The organism is Lysobacter sp. A286, assembly GCF_054052105.1.
In genome coordinates this window covers 728,830-747,942 of the sequence record NZ_JBSVRJ010000001.1, presented here as the reverse complement: position 1 = coordinate 747,942, position 19,113 = coordinate 728,830, and the positions used below count along the sequence as shown (strand labels likewise).

Annotated in this window: 17 protein-coding genes; 6 read left to right on the top strand and 11 right to left on the bottom strand. The window is 66.2% G+C overall.

Annotation, left to right across the window (positions count from 1 at the left end; all coding sequences use genetic code 11):
- Nucleotides 1-26: 26 nt before the first annotated feature.
- Genes ACW7G0_RS03600 through ACW7G0_RS03590 form a run of 3 tightly spaced genes read right to left on the bottom strand, consistent with a single transcriptional unit; the run spans nucleotide 27 to nucleotide 6,021 of the window.
- Nucleotides 27-3,893 carry a YhdP family protein gene (locus ACW7G0_RS03600; RefSeq protein WP_456987673.1) on the bottom strand — a complete coding sequence of 1,289 codons (3,867 nt, stop codon included), beginning with the start codon at nucleotides 3,891-3,893 and terminating at the stop codon, nucleotides 27-29.
- A gap of 20 nt (nucleotides 3,894-3,913) precedes the next feature.
- Nucleotides 3,914-5,419 carry a ribonuclease G gene (gene rng, locus ACW7G0_RS03595; protein WP_456987671.1) on the bottom strand — a complete coding sequence of 502 codons (1,506 nt, stop codon included), beginning with the start codon at nucleotides 5,417-5,419 and terminating at the stop codon, nucleotides 3,914-3,916.
- The gene (locus tag ACW7G0_RS03590) at nucleotides 5,416-6,021 is read right to left on the bottom strand and encodes a Maf family protein (protein WP_456987669.1); all 606 of its coding nucleotides are present in this window, start codon (nucleotides 6,019-6,021) and stop codon (nucleotides 5,416-5,418) included. Before ACW7G0_RS03590 ends, rng begins: the two co-directional genes overlap by 4 nt.
- 123 nt (nucleotides 6,022-6,144) lie before the next feature.
- Between ACW7G0_RS03590 and ACW7G0_RS03585 the strand changes: the two genes are divergently transcribed.
- The gene (locus ACW7G0_RS03585; RefSeq protein ID WP_456987667.1) at nucleotides 6,145-6,921 is read left to right on the top strand and encodes an SIMPL domain-containing protein; all 777 of its coding nucleotides are present in this window, start codon (nucleotides 6,145-6,147) and stop codon (nucleotides 6,919-6,921) included.
- 3 nt (nucleotides 6,922-6,924) lie between these two features.
- Nucleotides 6,925-7,134, top strand: coding sequence for a hypothetical protein (locus ACW7G0_RS03580; protein ID WP_456987665.1), 210 nt, complete (start codon nucleotides 6,925-6,927; stop codon nucleotides 7,132-7,134).
- 13 nt (nucleotides 7,135-7,147) lie between these two features.
- On the opposite strand, the gene rlmH is transcribed toward ACW7G0_RS03580, so the two are convergent.
- The 6 genes from rlmH to leuS form a co-directional block, all read right to left on the bottom strand.
- The gene (gene rlmH, locus ACW7G0_RS03575) at nucleotides 7,148-7,618 is read right to left on the bottom strand and encodes a 23S rRNA (pseudouridine(1915)-N(3))-methyltransferase RlmH (RefSeq protein WP_456961981.1); all 471 of its coding nucleotides are present in this window, start codon (nucleotides 7,616-7,618) and stop codon (nucleotides 7,148-7,150) included.
- A gap of 17 nt (nucleotides 7,619-7,635) precedes the next feature.
- A complete protein-coding gene (gene rsfS, locus ACW7G0_RS03570; RefSeq protein WP_456961982.1) occupies nucleotides 7,636-8,079 on the bottom strand; it encodes a ribosome silencing factor in 444 nt (147 codons plus the stop codon).
- A gap of 38 nt (nucleotides 8,080-8,117) precedes the next feature.
- Nucleotides 8,118-8,777 carry a nicotinate-nucleotide adenylyltransferase gene (gene nadD / locus ACW7G0_RS03565; RefSeq protein ID WP_456987663.1) on the bottom strand — a complete coding sequence of 220 codons (660 nt, stop codon included), beginning with the start codon at nucleotides 8,775-8,777 and terminating at the stop codon, nucleotides 8,118-8,120.
- Nucleotides 8,778-8,844: 67 nt separating this feature from the next.
- Nucleotides 8,845-9,891: a DNA polymerase III subunit delta gene (gene holA / locus ACW7G0_RS03560; protein ID WP_456987661.1), complete on the bottom strand. Its 1,047-nt coding sequence runs from the start codon at nucleotides 9,889-9,891 to the stop codon at nucleotides 8,845-8,847.
- 2 nt (nucleotides 9,892-9,893) lie between these two features.
- Nucleotides 9,894-10,565 (bottom strand): LPS-assembly lipoprotein LptE, encoded by a 672-nt coding sequence (locus tag ACW7G0_RS03555; protein WP_456987659.1) that lies wholly within the window; start codon nucleotides 10,563-10,565, stop codon nucleotides 9,894-9,896.
- Nucleotides 10,566-10,677: 112 nt separating this feature from the next.
- Nucleotides 10,678-13,467, bottom strand: coding sequence for a leucine--tRNA ligase (gene leuS, locus ACW7G0_RS03550; protein WP_456989440.1), 2,790 nt, complete (start codon nucleotides 13,465-13,467; stop codon nucleotides 10,678-10,680).
- Between the two features lie 159 nt (nucleotides 13,468-13,626).
- Here leuS and ACW7G0_RS03545 point away from each other — a divergent pair, with 159 nt between their 5' ends.
- The 3 genes from ACW7G0_RS03545 (at nucleotide 13,627) to ACW7G0_RS03535 (ending at nucleotide 17,206) form a co-directional block, all read left to right on the top strand.
- Entirely contained in the window at nucleotides 13,627-15,345 is a 1,719-nt protein-coding gene (locus ACW7G0_RS03545) for a diguanylate cyclase (RefSeq protein WP_456987657.1), read from the top strand.
- A 65-nt stretch (nucleotides 15,346-15,410) separates the two neighbouring features.
- Entirely contained in the window at nucleotides 15,411-16,727 is a 1,317-nt protein-coding gene (locus ACW7G0_RS03540; protein WP_456987655.1) for an amidohydrolase family protein, read from the top strand.
- Nucleotides 16,724-17,206: a TlpA family protein disulfide reductase gene (locus ACW7G0_RS03535; protein ID WP_456987653.1), complete on the top strand. Its 483-nt coding sequence runs from the start codon at nucleotides 16,724-16,726 to the stop codon at nucleotides 17,204-17,206. Before ACW7G0_RS03540 ends, ACW7G0_RS03535 begins: the two co-directional genes overlap by 4 nt.
- Nucleotides 17,207-17,238: 32 nt before the next feature.
- On the opposite strand, the gene ACW7G0_RS03530 is transcribed toward ACW7G0_RS03535, so the two are convergent.
- Together ACW7G0_RS03530 and ACW7G0_RS03525 are read right to left on the bottom strand one after the other, a co-directional pair.
- A complete protein-coding gene (locus ACW7G0_RS03530) occupies nucleotides 17,239-17,457 on the bottom strand; it encodes a helix-turn-helix transcriptional regulator (protein ID WP_456987651.1) in 219 nt (72 codons plus the stop codon).
- A gap of 11 nt (nucleotides 17,458-17,468) precedes the next feature.
- Nucleotides 17,469-18,098: a hypothetical protein gene (locus tag ACW7G0_RS03525; protein ID WP_456987649.1), complete on the bottom strand. Its 630-nt coding sequence runs from the start codon at nucleotides 18,096-18,098 to the stop codon at nucleotides 17,469-17,471.
- A gap of 136 nt (nucleotides 18,099-18,234) precedes the next feature.
- Here ACW7G0_RS03525 and trxA point away from each other — a divergent pair, with 136 nt between their 5' ends.
- Nucleotides 18,235-19,107 (top strand): thioredoxin, encoded by an 873-nt coding sequence (gene trxA, locus ACW7G0_RS03520; RefSeq protein ID WP_456987647.1) that lies wholly within the window; start codon nucleotides 18,235-18,237, stop codon nucleotides 19,105-19,107.
- The last annotated feature ends 6 nt before the right edge of the window (nucleotides 19,108-19,113 follow it).

The window sequence follows — 19,113 nt, the reverse complement described above, 5'->3', positions numbered from 1 at the left end:
CGATATGCGGCCGATGGGCCCGCGCTTCAACCGTTTGGAACCGGCTTGTCGGCCACCCGACTCTGCTCGCGGCTGATGACCTCGACCTTTGGGTCACCCCACGGGCCGGTGACCCGATAGGTCTTGGCATTGATCTGCCCCAACGGCTTTTGCAGAACGGCATTGGCGGCGGCGCCGATTGCCGCGCCGACCGGACCGGCGGCGAGCGCACCGGCCACCGTCAACAGGGTGCCCGTCCTGGGCAGTACCTCGATGGTCTGGTTGAAGGTCTTCGCGCGCAGGTTGGCCGATCCGTGGATATTGATCCGGGCGGCGGGCCCGTCGATACGCAGGTTGTCGCTGCTTGCCTCGCCACCGGCGAAGCGGATATCACCGCCGGCCTGGTTGAAGGCGAAGCCCTTGAAGAAGAAGTCACCGAAATCCAGGGTCAATCTCCGTGGCAATTCGGCCAGGCTGAGCAGCCCGAGCACACGGCCCGCCCCCGGCTCAACCTCGAGCAGCCGGCCATCGCGAACATCCAGGTGGAGACGGCCGGCAAGCGACGCCACCCCGAATTGCGCCGGGCCTCCACTCCAGCCGGCTTCCAGCTGCGCGCTTCCCTCACCGCCTTCCAGCCGCGCGGCGAAACCAAAGTCGGCCAGTAACTGGCCCAGGTCTTCACTTTGCAGCTTGGCGCTGAGTTGGGTGCGTGCGGTTGCACCGGTACCCACCCAGCTGCCGCTGGCATCAATCGATTGCCCGGGTGCACGGACCTGCAACTGCTCAAGTTGCAGCCCGCTCGCCGTGGAACGGGTGCGCACCCGCGCAGTGCCCAGCCGGGCACCGCCGATGCCCAGGTCGGCGATATCCAGCGACAAGGGTGGGATACGACGCGGATCGATGGCGTCAGCCGTGCCGGTGGTCACGGCCGGTACCAAGGTCGGCGACGCCACGGGTGTTGGCGCCGGGATCGGCTGCCAATGCACCCGCTGGAAGTTTCCGGTCACCACGGCGCCGGCCGCCGTCGGCACCAGCAAATCGCCTCGCAACGCCTCGCCTTCGAACTGCACGCGGGTCGCGCCGTTCGCAACCGGCTCGGCCAGCAACCGGGTATGCGGGAAGTTGCCTCCCAACAGGTGCAGGCGACGGGCGGTGACATCCATGCGTCGCAACGCCATTGCACTGTTACCGGCGCCACCGCCGCGTGCCATTCCGACCCATCCGATCGCATCGAATGTGTCGGCGCGTCCGCTGACCACCAGCCCCGATGCCGGCGCCGCCTGCTGGACGACGCGGCTTCCCAGCGCCACGCGCACCCCGGTACTGCCACCAACGGTGCGCGCACGCAGGGCCAATACGTCTCCCAGCGCCACCTGGATCTCGCCGCTGCCCAAAGGCAGCGGAGTCTCCACGCTCGTCACCAGCACCTCGTCGGCAGGCTTGGCCAATGGCTCGGGCAGGCTCAGCGCGGTGCCGCGCAAATCCGATTCCAGCCGAAGCCGCGTTGCCGTCGATTGACCCGCAGCCGACTTGGGTACCGTGAGTTCGACCGACCATTGCGACCGGCCGTCCATGTAGGGTGCCAACCAGCCGAGATCAGGCGCACGCTGCAGCAAGGCGTCACTGCCAAACGTGGCGACCAGCTTGCCTTCGAAAATATTCCCCGGGTGACGCACCAGCCCCTCGCCGGCCCTCAACGAAAGCGTACCCGCTCGCCCGTCGTGCCGAACCCGCAGCTCCGGCGCGCTGAAACCATTGCGCGAATAACGCACCCGACCATTGACCGCGTCGAAGGCGAGATCCCAGCGCGGGTCGGCGAGTTTTGCATTGCTCAGTGCGACCGCACCCTGGATCGAAAATTCGCCGTGTCCCATTGGCAGCACCAACTGGAAATCGGTTTTGGCCGCACCGCTGCCGGTAATGGCATCGAAGGTCTCGGGCTGAAGTTCGTGCAGCGGACTGTCTTGAAGCAGGCCGATCAACTGGCCGACATCGGCATTACTGCTGGCTTCCACGGTCAGCGCACCGTCACCGTAATCGTCGATGGCCGCGTGGATCGCGGGGACCTCGATACCGGCCAGCGTGCCCCGGCCATCGAGGCTGAAACCGTTGCCGATGAAGCTGGCGTCCAGATCCAGCCCGCTTGCCGCCGGCCAGCCTTCGTGGAAGGCAACGGTGGCCTCGGTGATATGTGCGCGTGCTTCGAAGCGGCCGTTGCTGTCGACAAACGGCCAATCGTCGAGATCGCCCGAGATCAACGCCCGACCACCGACGACGGTTCCTGCCACCAGCGCGCCGTCAAGCCATTCCACCAACGACTCCGGCATCTTGTGGCGGACCCAGAATTTTTTGGCTACCGGCACCGCCGTCTCGTCCACCGTCGCAGCGAGGTCGATCCGGGGTCGCGTGCCGTCCCCCTGCCACCACAGGCTGCCGCGCGCATCGGCACCGAAGTCCTCGCCATCGACCCGCAGCCCGGCCGTACCTGCCTGCCAACCGTCGCCTTCACGCCAGCCCGTGATCACCCCGTCCAGGCGGACCTCGTGGACCATGCCGAAGCCACGCGGCCAGTCGAATTGCACCGGCTGGCGCTTGTCCAGCCGCAGGCTGAAACCAGCCGCGTCACCTTCCAGCCTGCCCGCCAGCCCACGCAGGCCCGGACTGTCAGCAACCGGATTGAACCCCAGTACGTCGATCGAGGCGGCCATGCGCAGCGGTCCATCACGACGCCCATGCAACTCGACCTGGCGCAATGTTCCCGACGGGCGTGCCTGCAGCAGCCAGCGCCGCAGCGGCGTCGGCAGCCGATCACTCAATGCCGCGATACGGACCAGTGGTGCCAGCCCGAGCCGGTCGGCCACCAAAGCGTAATGGTCCCCACCGGCCAGCAGCAGGCCATCGAACACGTGCTGCTGATTGTCGGCGTCGATCCTCAGGGCCGGCGCATCCAGTCGCCAGCCACCGTCAACCCGTTGCCACCGTGCACGGGCTTCAAAGCGCTCCAGTCGTGCCACCGGAACCGCGGCGCCCTGGGCACGCGCGTCCGCGGAGGCGGACAGTGCGACCGGCGCGCCGCTCAAGGTGACGTCCTCCAGCAGGGTATCCAGGGTAACCATGGCGACGCGCTTGTCGCGCAATGTCATCCACGCTTCAACGCGCCCCTGGCCACCCTGTATCGCGACGCCGGCCAGTCGCAGCAGCGGCGACCATTCGGTCAGATCCACCCGGTCCGCGTCCGCGTAAGCGCGGCCATCGCCGCTGTGGCGGTTGAACGCCAACACCGAATCAATCGGCCTGGCCACCTCGCCCGCTGCCGTCTGCGGCCATGCGCGCAGTCCGGCGCGGACCTGGTCAGCATCGACCTGCAGGCGCAAATCGACCCGCGGCACCGTGATGTCGACGCCGACATCCGCCGCCAGCACTCTCAGCGCGCCGTCGATCACCTGCAACTCGCCCAGGCCTTCCAGCGCCTGGAACGGGTCACCGCCACTTTGCTGTTGTCCAGGCAGTCCGCGCACCTGCCAGCGACCGTCGGCAAGGCGCTCTACGGTCAGCTCCAGGTTGCGCAGGCGCAGTTCCGACAACGGGATGCCCGGCAGCAGGCCGGCGTAGATCGACACCAGCATCTCGGTGTCGCCGACGGTAAACGCCTGCTCGCCGTCGCCAATGCGCAGGTTCTCCAGCTGCAGCAATGGCCCGCGACGCGTCCATGCCGTCTCCACCGCATCAAAGGCGACCGGCCGACCGGCGCGCTGGCTCAACCACGCCGCAACCTGATCGGGGTTGCGCTCGGCCAGCGGCAACACCTGGCTGGCCAGGCCGAGCACCAGCGCCACCAACACCAACGTGATGGCAACGGCGTAGCCAAACCCGCGACGGGCGTGGCGCAAGCGACGGCGCAACGCAGTCGGCATGTCAGCGCTGGCGTTGGCGGTCAGAGCAGCACGACATCGAACTGCTCCTGCGCGTACTGGTCATCAGGCTGGAACCGGACCGACTTGCCCAGGAACTCCTCCAGCTCGGCCACCGCCGCCGACTCCTCATCGGTGATCCTGGCGACCACCTTCGGCGAGGCAATCACCAGCAGGCGTTCGGCATCGAACTGGCGCACCTGCCGGACGATCTCCCGAAACACCTCGTAGACCACGGTCTCGGGCGTTTTCAGGGTGCCACGGCCGTTGCACTCGTGGCATGGCTCGCTCAGTTGTCGCTGCAGGCTTTCGGTGGTGCGTTTGCGGGTCATCTCCACCAGTCCCAGCGGCGAGAAGTCATACACCGTGGTGCGGGCGTGGTCCTTGGCCAGCGATTTCTCCAGCGTCCGCAGCACTTGCCGCTTGTGTTCGGCATCGGTCATGTCGATGAAGTCGATGATGATGATGCCGCCCAGGTTGCGCAGCCGCAGTTGCCGGGCGACCGATTGCGCCGCCTCCAGGTTGGTGCGGTAAACCGTCTCCTCCAGGTTGCGCTGCCCCAGGAAAGAACCGGTGTTGATGTCGACCGTAGTCATTGCCTCGGTCTGGTCGATCACCAGGTAGCCGCCGGATTTCAGCGGTACCTGCTTGTCCAGCGCGCGCTGGATCTCGTCCTCCACCCCGTACAGGTCGAAGATCGGTCGGGCGCCGGCGTAGTGCTCGATCTTTTCCACCAGCCCCGGGCCGTCGGCGGCGCCGGTGGAGTCCATGAACCGGGCCGCAAACGCGCGTAGCCGATCGAACGTTTCGCGCGAGTCCACCTTGACCTTCTCCACGTCGCGCCGGATCAGGTCGCGCACCGCGCGCAGCGGCAGGGTCAGGTCCTCATAGACGCATTCACCGACGCGTGCACTCCGGGACTTCTCCCCGATCAGCTCCCAGACCCGGCTGAGATAGGCAATATCCTCGCCCAACGCCTCTTCTGGCTGGCCTTCCGCATTGGTGCGCACGATATATCCGTGCAGGTCCTCGCCCGGCGCCAGGGCGGCGACGTGTGCTTTCAGGCGTGCGCGCTCGACTTCGTCCTCGATCCGCGCCGACACCCCGATCACCCGGGTATTGGGCAGCAGCACCAGGTACCTCGAAGGAATGCTGATCTGGGTGGACAGACGTGCCCCCTTGCCACCAATCGGGTCCTTGACCACTTGCACGACGATTTCCTGGCCCTCGCGCAGCAGCTCGGAGATGGGCCGGGTCGGGACCGCTGGCAGGTCGGTCTCGTCACCATCACCCAACGGCGTCGGCTTGACGATGTCGGCCGCATGCAGGAATGCCGCGCGCTCCAGCCCGATATCGATGAACGCCGCCTGCATTCCCGGCATGACCCGCTGCACCCGGCCTTTGTAGATGTTGCCGACCACGCCGCGCGCCCAGCCACGCTCGATATGCAGCTCCTGCAGCATGCCGTTCTCGACCACCGCCACCCGTGTTTCACGCGGCGTCACGTTGACCAGTATTTCTTCGCTCATGTCGCCTCCGCGCTGATCGCGTCGGGAGTCGACGCCGAACCCAGGTCGAACTGCGCCAACAAACAGCTGGTCTCGTAAAGCGGCAAACCCATCACCCCTGAATAACTGCCGGCCAAACGTGTCACGAATGTCTCAGCAAAACCCTGGATAGCGTACCCACCGGCCTTGCCAAACGGCTCGCCGCCGGCGACATAGGCCTGGATACGGGCCTCCGTCAGCACCGCGAAAGTGACCTCGGAGATCGACACCGCCTGCAATTGCCGGCGTGCCGAGATCAGCGACACCGCCGAGATCACCTGATGGGTGCGGCCCGACAGGCGTCGCAGCATCGCGGCAGCATTGGCGCCATCGGCCGGTTTGCCGAACACTTCGCCTTCCAGCACCACTTCGGTATCGGCACCCAGCACCAACGCATCCGGGTCGCCGGCACGGTCCAGCAACCCGGCCCGGGCCTTCTCACCGGCCACACGACACACGTAGGACTCGGCCGCCTCGTCCGGCCGCCGGCACTCGGCCACGTCCAGCTGGAGCACCTCGAATGGCACGCCCAGCCGGGCAAGCAGCTCACGGCGGCGGGGGGATCTGGAAGCGAGATGGATCATGCCGGGAAAGCATAACCTGTACAGGCTGAGCGCCGGCCGACGCGGCCGGTATCGGTGGGGACGGCTCACGGCGTGTTCACCATCTTGCCCAGACCCTTCATATCTGCCATTCAGGAGCACATCATGCGTCCGACGCGACTTCCAAACCGACCCACCCTGCGCCCTCTGATCGCCGCCGCCGCGCTCGTGCTGGCGGCCACCGCGATGCCTTGCCTCGCCCAGTCTGCCCCCACGTCCATGCCGGCCAGCCGTGCATCGGCACTCGCCAGTACCGGCACCCTGCTGGCGGTCTCGGCCCAGGGCGAAGCGCAACGCGTGCCGGATATCGCCAACCTGTCCACCGGCGTGGTCACGCAGGCCGCCGACGCCGAAGCGGCAATGCAGGCCAATGCCGAGCAGATGACCAGGGTGGTCGCCGCGATTCGCAAGGCGGGGGTCGCCGAACGCGACATCCAGACCAGCGGGATCAGCCTGAACCCGCAGTACCGGTACGCCGACAACCAGCCACCGACCATCACTGGCTATGAGGCGCGTAACACCGTCAACATCACCGTGCGCGACATCGGCGACCTGGGCAGCATCATCGGTACGCTGACCAGCGTCGGCGCGAACCAGATCCACGGCCCCAGCTTCGAGGTGGACGACAAACAGTCCGCTTACGACGAAGCCCGCCGGAGCGCGATCGATACGGCCCGTGCGAGGGCGCAGATGTATGCCGAATCGCTGGACATGAAGGTACGACGCATTGTCAGCATCAGCGAAGGCAATGGCGGTTTCGGACCACCCGTGCCGATGATGGCGATGGCACGGATGGAGAAGGCCAGCGCCGACGCTCCCGTTTCACCGGGTGAAAACACGCTGTCAGTCAATCTGGACGTGGTCTTCGAGCTGGGGAGGTAAACGATGAACCATCCCGACAACACCCGGCCGCCGGCAAGGAACCCCGACAAGCACGGACCCGGACGCGACGAAGATGCCGACGCCGGCTATGCCGAGCCGAAGCCACGCGACAAACACGACGCCCGCCAGCCGGATCCACGCAGGCCGCCCAACCCCGATGAAGGCGGCCTGGGTCGCAAGCCCGAAACCGACCCGGGCGCGGCCGGCAACTGAACCCGCCCTACCGCTACGCGCGGTGGTACGGGTGGTTGACCAGCAGCGCCGCGGCCCGGTACAGCTGCTCGGCGGCCACCAGGCGCACCAGCATGTGCGGCAGGGTCAGCGGGCCCAGCGACCACGACTCGTCGGCGCGGGCCAGCACGTCATCGGCGTGGCCTTCGGGCCCGCCAATCAACAGGGCCAGGTCCCGCCCCTGCCCGCGCCAGTGCTCCAGGCGCTGCGCCAGTTGCTCCGAACTCCACGGCTTGCCGCGGCCATCCAGGGTGACCACCAGCGGTGACTTGGGCAACGCCGCCAGCACGCGCGCACCTTCATCGGCAGTGGCGCGGGCGATGTCATGGTTTTTGCCGCGCAGCCCTGGCTGGATTTCGATCAACTCCAACGGCAGCCAATGCGACAACCGCTTGCGGTAGTCCTCGAAGCCCTCGGCGACCCAGTGCGGTGCACGCTCGCCGACTGCAATCAACTTTGCCTTCATGCGAGCGGTTTCAGATGCTAGAGACCGTCTTCCGCGTCGGTCTCGCCGCGGTGGTCATCGCCATACTCGTCGATGGCCTCCGGCGGCTGGTCACCGACCGTCCACAGCCGCTCCAGCGCATAGAACTCACGCACGCGCGGCAGCATGATGTGGACCACGACATCGCCGAGATCGACCAGCACCCATTCCGCCTCGCGCTCGCCCTCAACGCCAATCGGCATCACATCGAGCTTCTTGACGAACTTGATGACTTCGTTGGCGATCGACTTCACGTGCCGCGACGAGGTGCCCGAGGCAATCACCATGTAGTCGGTGACGCTGCTCTTGCCGCGCACGTCGATTTCCACGCAATCCTTGGCCTTCAGCTCGGCAACCGCGTCACGCACGGTCTGCAGCAGGTCGTCCACGCTGGGCGGAGGGCTGGGGAGGCGGGTCTTGATGACTTGGGCTTGACTGGTCAATGCAGGCTCTGGGTTGGGTGTGGGTTGGCGGGGTCGAATTATAACGAAGCCGGGGTGGCAACCCCGTTTGCATACAACCGGTGGCGGTCGATATAGCCGGCGACGGCGGGCGGAACCAGCGCTTGCCACGGTTTTCCACCGGCGATTCGCGCACGTACATCGGTGGCCGATCCGGGGTGAAGAGGTTGCTGCAAGCGCCATACACGGCCTGCCGGAGCATCGCGCAGGGCTCCGGGATGCGTTGTCCAACGGTCCTGGAGGAACGTCGACAGGGTCCCGGGAAGCGTTTGATCGAGGTCAACCGCGGGGCGCTCTGCAACCACGAAATGCGCGAGCTCGAACAACGCCTGCCACTCTTTCCAGGTGGGCAGGCCCAGCAGGCCGTCAGCGCCAATCAGCAAGGCAACGGGTGCTTGCGGCCCCAGTTCGGCGCGAATGCCGCGCAGGGTATCGATCGAGTACGACGGCGTGCTGCGGGCCAACTCGCGGCGGTCGACCAGCAATCCGGACTCGCCAGCCACTGCCAGATCGAGCATCTGCGCTCGCTGGAGCGCACTGGCACCCGGCGCGTCCCGGTGCGGCGGATCGGCGGCTGGCATCAGGCGGATGACGGCGTCCAAACGATCGCGCGCATGCCGTGCGACCTGCAAATGGCCACAATGCACGGGGTCGAACGTGCCGCCGTAGAACACAGCCAAACCGTCGGCTAAACCGTCGACAGGACCGGCGCTCGCTCCGGTGGCTGTCACTCCGGCGGCACCCGGCTCAGGCACTCGAGCGTGCCAGCAGATGGATGGCACGCGGCTCCGCGACCGCCAGCAACAGGCGCTCCAGTGCCACCCACGCATCGCCCGGCTCTCGCCCCTTGGCCATGCGGTCGACCCGCCCGACCTGCGATACAAACGCGTCCCAGTGCGCGGCGGAGTGGCGTTGCAACGCCCGGTGGTACATCGGCTGCTTGGAATCCCAGATCCGCTGCGCCTTGAACTCGCTGGCCAGGCTGCCCCCGCGTGACTGGATCCGTGCCAGTGCGGCGGTGCGCTGCAGTTCCATCACCACCATGCCCAGCAACGCCGGCACCGCGACCCCCTCCGCACGCAAGCCCGCGAGCATCCGCGACAGCTGGCCGGCGTTGCCGTTCATGGCGGCGTCAATGACCCGGAACACGTCGAAGCGCGCCGCATCGGCGACCAGCGACTCCATCGTCGCCAGATCGAGGCTTCCATCGATGGCCAGCAACGCCAGCTTGTCGATCTCTTGCGCAGCGGCCAACAGGTTGCCGTCGATGCGCTCGACCAGCTGCTGCACGGCGTCCGGATCGGCACGTACCCCACGCGAGCGCAGGCGCTGCTCGACCCAGCCGGGCAACTCGTGCGGCTTGACCGGCCAGGCAATCGCGATTTTGCCAATCCGGCCGATCGCATCACTCCATTTACCGGCGTGCTTTTTGCTCCACTCGCCGGTAGTCACCAGCAGTACGACATCGGCCGGGGGATCGGCGCAAAACGCACTGATCAATGCCCCTCCCTCCTTGCCTGGCTTGCCAGTGGGCAATCGCAACTCGATAAGGCGACGGCTGGCAAACAGACTCGGCGCGCCCAGGCTGGCCTTCATCGCCGCCCAGTCGGGCTCGCGCTGGTTACCTTCGGCCTCGAACACCTCGCGTTCGGCGACCCCCTGGGCACGGGCAGCGGCACGCACTGCATCGGCCGCCTCCAGCACGCGCAAAGGCTCGGAACCAGCGATCAGGTAGGCGGAGGCAAGCGACCCGGAGGCGAGCTGGGCAACCAGCTGTTCGGGTTTCAGCTCCATCGTCAGCGCGGACGCGGGGGAGCCGGCTCGTCCGACGGATCGGTATCGGCAGGCTCTTCGATTACCGGCGTTTCAACGGCTGGGGGGCTGACCGGCGCGGGCGGCACCGGTGCAACGGCATTGGCGGCGTCCATCGCGGCCTGCGCCGCGTCCGTGGTCTCGATGAATACCTGTGAAGGGTCACCACCCCCCACCATGGTCCCGCTGGCGGCCGTGTCGAGGCGCCGCAGTATCGAGGCCGCCATTTCACGTTGCAGCTCGCGCACCAGGATATCCCGCTCGCCCTCGGTGCCTATCGAGTTGTTCGGCACCGAGATGTAGTCCCGGGACAGCTCGATATTCTGTTCAGGCACCAGCAAGCTGCCATCGCCATTGCGCAACTCGAATACCACCGCGTAGCGCAGGCTGAATTCCTGCGCACGGCCACGCGTATCCACGCTGATCGGGGTATCGCCCCAACGCTCGGCCTTCAATTCCAGAACCGCCGGGTTTTCGGTTGCCGCGGTCGCTGGCGTTGCGCCGGCGCGTACCAGCGACGCGGCCAGCGACTCGGCCAACGGGCTGTAACGACTGCTGGAGACGACCTTGACCGGATCCAGCCCGGCCGGCAATGTCAGCGCGTCGCGCAACTGGAAACCACAGGCGGACAAGGCCAGCGCGAGGGCGAGAAACATCAGTGCTCGGATCATCGTGCGAGTCTGACCCACGCGGATGGGCGCATCAAGCATGAAAGCAACGCCGGGCTGAACCGGTCGCGGCACAAAGCGACGGCAGATGATCCACCACTCAGCCCGCCACGATGTTGACGATCTTGCCCGGCACTACGATCACCTTGCGAACGCTCAGGCCCTCCAGGAACTTGGCCACGTGCGGCTCGGCCAGCGCCAGTTGCTCGATTTCGGCCTTGTCCAGGTTGACCGGCACTTCGATGGTGCCGCGCAGCTTGCCATTGATCTGCACCGCCATCACCAGCGCGTCGCGGGTCAGCGCGGCAGGATCGACCTGCGGGAACGGGACGTCTTCCAGCAGCGTCTCCGGGTGGCCCAGCGCCTGCCACAGGGCATGGCTGGTGTGCGGGGTGACCGGGTTCAGCAGCAGCACCATCGCCTGCAGCGCCTCGTGGCGTACCGCCCGGCCCGGATCGCTCATGTCCTTGAACCGGCTGACGTGGTTCAACAGCTCCATCAGCGCGGCGATCGCGGTATTGAAGGCGTGGCGGCGACCGTAATCGTCGCCCACCTTCTGGATGGTGGCATGCAGCTGCCGGCGCAGGGATTTCTGCGCCGTGTCCAACACCGTGCCAGCCTTCAGCAGATCGTCCACCGACGGATGGTCGGGCTGCCCGACATGGCTCAGCACCTCGCGCCAGAACCGGCGCAGGAACCGCGCCATGCCTTCCACGCCGGCCTCGTTCCACTCCAGCGACAGATCCGGCGGCGCGGCGAACATCGAGAACAGGCGCACGGTGTCGGCACCGAACTTGTCCACCATCACACGCGGGTCGACACCATTGTTCTTGGACTTGGACATCTTCTCGACGCCGCCGATCACCACCGGCTTGCCATCGGCTTTGAGCGTTGCGCCGGTGATGCGGCCACGCTCGTCGCGCACGATCGACACGTCGGCCGGGTTGATCCAGTCCTTCGCACCGTTGGCTTCTTCGCGATAGAACGTCTCGGCGATCACCATGCCCTGGGTCAGCAGGTTGGTCGCCGGCTCGTCGCTGTCGACCAGGCCCTGGTCGCGCAGCAGCCGGTGGTAGAAGCGGAAATACAGCAGGTGCAGGATGGCATGCTCGACGCCGCCGATGTACTGGTCGACCGGCAGCCAGTGGTTGGCGCGCTCGTCGACCTGGGTGGCCGCGCCCGGCGAGGTGTAACGCGCGTAATACCAGCTCGATTCCATGAAGGTGTCGAAGGTGTCGGTCTCACGTTCGGCCGCGCCACCGCAGCTCGGGCAGGTGGTCTTGCGCCATTCCGGGTCGGCCTTGATCGGCGAGCCGGTGCCCATGAACGCGACATCCTCGGGCAATACCACCGGCAGTTGCTCCTCCGGGACCGGCACGGCGCCACAATCCTGGCAATAGACCACCGGGATCGGGCAGCCCCAGTAGCGCTGGCGGCTCACGCCCCAATCTCGCAGGCGGAAATTGACCCGACGCGCACCCCGGCCTTCGGCCTCGAACCTGGTGGCCAGCGCATCAAACGCCTGCTGGAAATCCATCCCGTCGTATTCGCCGGAGTTCACCAACCAACCGCGCTGGGTATACGCCTGGCTGGCAAGGCCCTGCTGGAACTGCTCGACCACCTGCACCGCCGCGCCGGTGTCGTAGACATCGGTCGCACCGGCCTGGCCCAGCGCGCTGGCCATCGGGTCCGCATGCGCGCCCAGGTCACGGCGGATTTCCACCAACGCATCGCGCACCGAGTCGGGCACGATGACCAGCTTGACCGGCAACTGGTAGTGCGTGGCAAATTCGTGGTCGCGCTCGTCGTGGCCGGGCACCGCCATCACCGCGCCGGTGCCGTAGTTCATCAGCACGAAGTTGGCGACGTACACCGGCAACGGCTCGCCGGTGACCGGATGCAGCGCGCGCAAGCCGGTGTCCATGCCGCGCTTTTCCTGGGTTTCCAGCTCCGCCTCGCTGACACCGCCCTTGCGCAGGTCGGTGATGAACGCGGCAAGGTCGTTGTTGCCGGCGGCAGCATGGGTCGCCAGCGGATGCTCGGCGGCGATCGAGACGAACGTCACCCCCATCAGGGTGTCCGGCCGGGTCGTGAACACGGTCAACGGCTCCAGCTCCGCCCCGTCGGCATCATGCCCGTCGACATCATGCACGTCGAAGCGGATATCCAGCCCCTCACTGCGGCCGATCCAGTTGCGCTGCATGGTCTTGACCGCATCCGGCCAGCCCGGCAGGTTGTCCAGCCCGTCGAGCAACTCCTGCGCGTAGTCGGTGATCTTCAGGAACCACTGCGGAATCTCGCGCTTCTCCACCAGCGCGCCGGTGCGCCAGCCGCGGCCATCGATGACCTGCTCGTTGGCCAGCACGGTCTGGTCGACCGGGTCCCAGTTCACCACCGAATTCTTGCGGTACGCCAGCCCCCGCTTCATCAGCCGCACGAACATGCGCTGCTCATGGACGTAGTACGACGGCTCGCAGGTGGCGAACTCGCGCGACCAGTCGATCGCGTACCCCATCTGTCGCAGTTGCGCCTTCATGTGCTCGATGTTGGCGTAGGTCCACTTCGCCGGTGCGGTGTGGTTCTTGATCGCGGCATTCTCGGCTGGCAGGCCGAACGCGTCCCAACCCATCGGCTGCAGCACGTTGTGGCCGGTCATCCGCTTGTATCGACTGATCACGTCGCTGATCGTGTAGTTGCGCACGTGGCCCATGTGCAACGCACCGGACGGGTACGGCAGCATCGACAGACAGTAGTACTTGGGCTTGTCGGACGACTCGTCGGCCTCGAACGCGCGCGTGCCGTCCCAGAAGCGCTGGGCGGCGGTCTCCACGGCCTGTGGGTCGAACCCGTGGGCATTGGCGGCACCGTGATCGAGGGTGCTGGGGTCGATGGAAGCTTCAGTGGGCACGGCGTGGGACCGGAGATGGTTGGACCGGAAAGCCTACCGCAGCGCAACAAACCCTGCCATGCGGGCGCGCGAGCCGGCCTGACACCCGTCATGGCACACTTGTTGCAGAGCTTTGGACCTACTCCGAAGAATGCCGCAAAGATGGTTCCTGTCAACACCCTCCCACCCAGCAAACTGCGCCCTTATCGAATACCGGCCTTCGTGCTGTCGGTCGTCGTGCTGATCTGCGTGGGCGTGGCGATGGTCCTGAGCATCCGCAACTTCACTCGCAGCACCGACCTGGTGGAGCACAGCTATCAGGTAATCAGCACGGCGGAGGCGATCCGCTCCTCGATCCGGTCGGCGGAATCCAGTGCACGCGGTTACCGCCTCAGTGACCGCGACTCGCTGTTGATGGAATACCAGGCCACGCTTCCGGCGATCCGGGACGCGACATCACGATTGGTGGTCAGCACCCAGGACGACCCGGACCAGCAGGCTCGTGCGCTGGAGCTGGAAACGCGGGTGGAGGACCGGATGGCCGAACTGCAACGACTGATCGACATGCAGCTGAATCTGGGCATGGCAGAGACCCAGCGCGAGGGGCTCAACAGCTCCGGTTTTGGCCAGATGCAACAGATTGACGCGCTCATCGGTACCGTCCTGAGCCACGAACATCACTTGCTACTCACGCGCCGGCAAACCATGGCCACCCTTGCGACCGTCACCACCGTCGGAGTGGTGGCGGGCATCCTGCTGCCGCTGGCACTGCTGAACCTGCTGCTGGGAGGCCTGACGCGGGAAAACCGACGCAGCCGGAGACTGGAGCGCGACACCCGCAATGCCCTGCGGGAGCTCGCCGTATCGCTGGAGCAACGCAGCCAATTGTCCGAACAGCGCCGCGTGCTGGGCGCGTATGCGGGTATCTTGCAAAGCTGTGAGGACCTGAACGAAGCGCTCAACGTCACCGCCGAGGTGATCGCCCAGATGTTGCCCAATACTGGCGGTCATTGCTACGTGCTGCGCTCGTCGTTGAACCAGGTCGAGGCCGTTTCCGGGTTCGGCACCGAGACGATTCCCAGTGACCTGGTGTGGACGCCGTCCGCTTGTTGGGGCATCCGCCGCGGTCAAACCCATCGCAGCGGCCACGGCCCGGGCAACGTCTACTGCAGTCACCTCCACATCGCAGACCTGCCTCCGGATGGCTGGACACTATGTGTGCCGCTGATGGCCCAGGGCGTCTCGCTGGGCCTGCTGCATGTCAACGGCGCCACTGGCGGCGGCGTCGAAGACGTGCAGGTGGTGGAAGCCGTCGCCGAGCAGTTGAGCCTGGCCATGATCAATCTGCAGCTGCGCGAGTCGCTGCGGGTGCAATCGCTGCGCGACCCGCTCACCGGTCTGTACAACCGCCGCTATCTGGAAGACAACACCCAGCGCGAGCTGCAACGTTGCCAGCGGCGCGGGCTTCCCCTGTCGGTGATCATGCTGGACGTCGATAATTTCAAGCGCTTCAACGACGACCACGGCCATGCCGCCGGCGACGCGCTGCTGACGGCCATCGCGCAGACCCTGCAGGAGCACACCCGCGACGAGGACATTGTGTGCCGGTATGGCGGCGAGGAGTTCACCGTGGTGATGCCCGAAGCCAGCGCCGAGGACGCCCGGCGGCGAGCGGAGGAAATCCGCAGCGCGATCGCTGCCACCACCGTGGTGCACCTGCGCAAGACCCTGGGGCCGACCACGGCGTCACTGGGGGTGGCGACATTCCCCGTCGATGGCAGTACACCTGCCGAACTGATCGGATTGGCCGACAAGGCGCTATATCGCGCCAAGGCGGAGGGACGCAACCGGCTCGTAGTGCATCGCAGCGCGCTGTCCTGACTGCGGCCAACAGCCGTTGATCCAGCCGTGCTTCAATCGGGTCATCCTCATCGTCGGACACCTCCATGACCGCTCGCCTGGTTTGCACCGCCCTCGCGCTTTCCTGCCTGTCCTTCACTGGCCACGCCGCCACCGCACCAACCGCCCTGCAGTGCGGACAGCTGTTCGACAGCCGCAGCGGTGACGTGCTCGGCCCGCACACCGTGCTGGTCCGTGATGGCCGGATCGCCGAGATCATCAGCGGCCACGCCGAAGTCCCGGGCATGGCCGGCATCGATCTGTCGGGGCACACCTGCACGCCGGGCTGGACCGACCTGCACGTGCACCTGGGTAGCCAGTCCAGCCCGGACAGCTACTCGGAAGGCTTCCGCCTGGACGACGTCGACTACGCGTTCCGCTCGGTGGGCTATGCGAACAAGACCCTGTTGGCCGGCTTCACCAGCGTGCGCGACCTCGGTGGCGACGTTGCCCCACACCTGCGCGACGCGATCAACCACGGTCTGGTGGACGGTCCGCGGATCTGGGCCGCCGGCAAGTCGATCGCCACCACCGGTGGCCACGCCGACCCGACCAACGGCTACAACTCCAGCCTGTCCCACCTGCTCGGCCCGCCCGGCCCAACCGAGGGCGTGATCAACTCGATCGATGACGCCCGCCAGGCCGTGCGCCAGCACTACAAGGACGGCAGTGACGTGATCAAGATCACGGCCACCGGCGGCGTGCTGTCGTATGCCAAGTCCGGCGATGCGCCGCAGTTCCGGGTCGACGAAATCCAGGCCATCGTCGATACCGCCAATGACTACGGCTACCGCGTCGCCGCCCATGCCCACGGCGAGGAAGGCATGCGCCGCGCGGTGGAGGCTGGCGTCACCAGCATCGAGCACGGCACCTACATGAGCGACGAGGTGATGGCGCTGATGAAGCGCAAGGGCACCTGGTATGTCCCGACCATCTACGCCGGGCGGTTCGTCGCTGACAAGGCGAAGATCGACGGTTACTTCCCCGACGTGGTGCGGCCCAAGGCTGCCCGGATCGGCGCGTTGATCCAGGCCACCGCGGGACGCGCGTACAAGGCCGGCGTCAACATGGCCTTTGGCACCGACATGGGCGTTGGCCCGCATGGCGACAACGCGCGCGAGTTCGTCTACCTGGTCGAGGCCGGCATCCCGGCTGCCGTCGCGCTGCAGATGGCCACGATCCGCGCTGCCGAGGTGCTCGGGGTCGACGATCAGGGTGTGATCGCAACCGGCCAGCGCGCCGACATCGTCGCCGTGAAGGGCAACCCGGTGGAGGACATCAACCGCGTACTCGACGTCGCGTTCGTGATGAAGGATGGCGTGGTCTACAAGCAGCCCGACGCAGCGCCGAGCCAGAAGCGATGACGCTCCTGCCTGCCCCGCCGTGGTCGGTCTCGCGATGGTTCAATGCCGAGCCCGGCTTGAGCCTGGCATCACTGCGTGGCCGGCCGGTGTTCCTGCACGCCTTCCAGATGCTCTGTCCGGGTTGCGTGCAACACGCGGTGCCGCAGAGCCTGAAGGTCGCCGCAACCTTCGCCAATACTGAGCTGGCAATCATCGGCCTGCACACCGTGTTCGAGCATCACGACGTGATGGCTACGGCCGCGTTGCAGGTGTATCTGAGCGAGAACCGGATCGGCTATCCCGTAGGCGTCGATGCCTATCGCGATGACGATGCGGCCGCACATCCACTGCCGCTCACGATGCAGGCCTACGCGATGCAAGGCACACCGACGTTGTGCCTGATCGACCGCAAGGGCCGACTTCGTACCCAGCACTTCGGTCTGGTGGACGACCTGCAACTGGGTGCGGAGATCGGGACCCTGCTGGCCGAACAAGGCTGACTGGTACGCCTGCGCTCGCACGCGTGTCCAGCTTATTTTGTCCGCGCCCATTGGAAAACTTCGTCGATACCGACATCGAACGCGTGCGCAATGCGAAACGCCAGTTCCAGCGACGGCGCGTACCTGCCCGCCTCAAGCGCGATGATGGTTTGCCGGGTCACCCCGCAAGCCTCGGCCAACGCCTGCTGGGTCATCTCGCCATTGGCGAAGCGCAAGGCACGGATGGTGTTTGCTATCGGGGTCGATGCCATCCTGGCCGGGCTCAATGCCGGTCGCGCCAGTAATACACGGCGATCGCGACGTATTCGATCAGGCAGCTCGCCATCATCCCAAAGATCAGCAGGTTGGCGATCACCAGATGGCTCGCCCACTGCAACCGCTCCGGCGGTGACAAGCCGAGCGTGACGGCCAGGCCGATACCGAAAACCACCAGTCCCGTTCGCGCCCATCCAACGGCCTTGGCAGCGATCTCACGGTCGCGCTCGTCTTCTGCCACGGCGCCTTCCCAGCGCGTCGCAAGAACGCTCGACAGCACGCTCCATGCAATCAGCAACAGCACCAGGTTGCGTACGACCCGGCGGGTGCCGGAATCGTTCCAGACCGTCGCAGCAAGAAATACATCCGCGTTGGACGCAAAGTAGGCGACCGCGGCGGCCATGAACGCGGTTCCGATCCAGGCCTTCCATTCGCCCGGCGACGCCGCCTGGGTGACCGTGTCGCGTGGCAACCGGCTCGCCGCGAAGAGCGACACCCACGCAACCGTGATCAGCAGCACCATGCCGACGTTGCCGGTATCGATCCCGAGCAGCGACTCCGGGCTGGCCAGCAGCAACCACAGCGCAAACATGGCGAACAACAACAAACCCAGGATGGCCCAGCGACGCATGGTCATTGTTTGTTCGCTCCAGCGGACTAAATGTAAACTACACATTACATTCGAACGGCCCGATGTCAACTATTTTTTACATTTGGTTGGAATCAGCCGTGCTGGCACCATCTAGAACTGAACTTCATTCGCGAGTCGCCAAATGCCTGACGCCATTACCGCCCCCCACGTCTTCGACGCCACCACCGAGGGTTTCGAGGCCGACGTCCTGCAGAAATCCATGCAGACGCCGGTGCTGGTCGATTTCTGGGCCGAATGGTGCGAGCCATGCAAGCAACTCGGGCCGGTGCTGGAAAAACTGGCTGCCGAGTACCACGGCAGCTTCGAACTGGCCAAGGTCGATGTCGACAAGCAACCGCAGCTGGCCGAGGCGTTCCAGGTGCGATCGATCCCGACCGTGTTCCTGGTCAAGGGCGGGCAGATCGCAGACGGGTTCCCGGGCGTGATTCCCGAAGGCCAGATCCGCGAGTTCCTCAAGCAACACGGCGTCGAGCCGGGCGAGGCCCCGCCGGCCGATGACACCGAACCCGAGGTCGTGCCGCTGGACCCGGTTGCCGAGGTGGCGCGCCTGCGCGAGGCGGTCGTGGAAGCGCCCGACAACGCCGAACTCAAGCTCGACCTTGCCGTGGCGTTGCTGCAAACCGGCGATAGCGACGAGGCGACGGGCCTGCTGGATGCCCTGCCGGCCAATCTGGCGACCGATGACCGCAGCGTGCTCGCGCGTGCCCGGCTCGGGTTCGAGAAACTGGCAAAGGATGCGCCTGCCATGGACGTGCTGCAGCAGGCGGTCGCGGGCAATCCCGATGACCTGCGGGCGCGCCATCTGCTGGGGGCGCGTCACATCGTCGCCGGGCAACCCGAGGCCGCGCTGGAGCAGTTCATCGAGATGCTGGCGCGCGACCGCACGTTCGACAACGGCTTGCCCCGCACCGCACTGATCGACGCGTTCCGGGTCACCGACGATGCCGCGTTGGTCAGCCGCTACCGCCGCCGGATGTCTTCGTTGCTGTTCTGAGTCCGC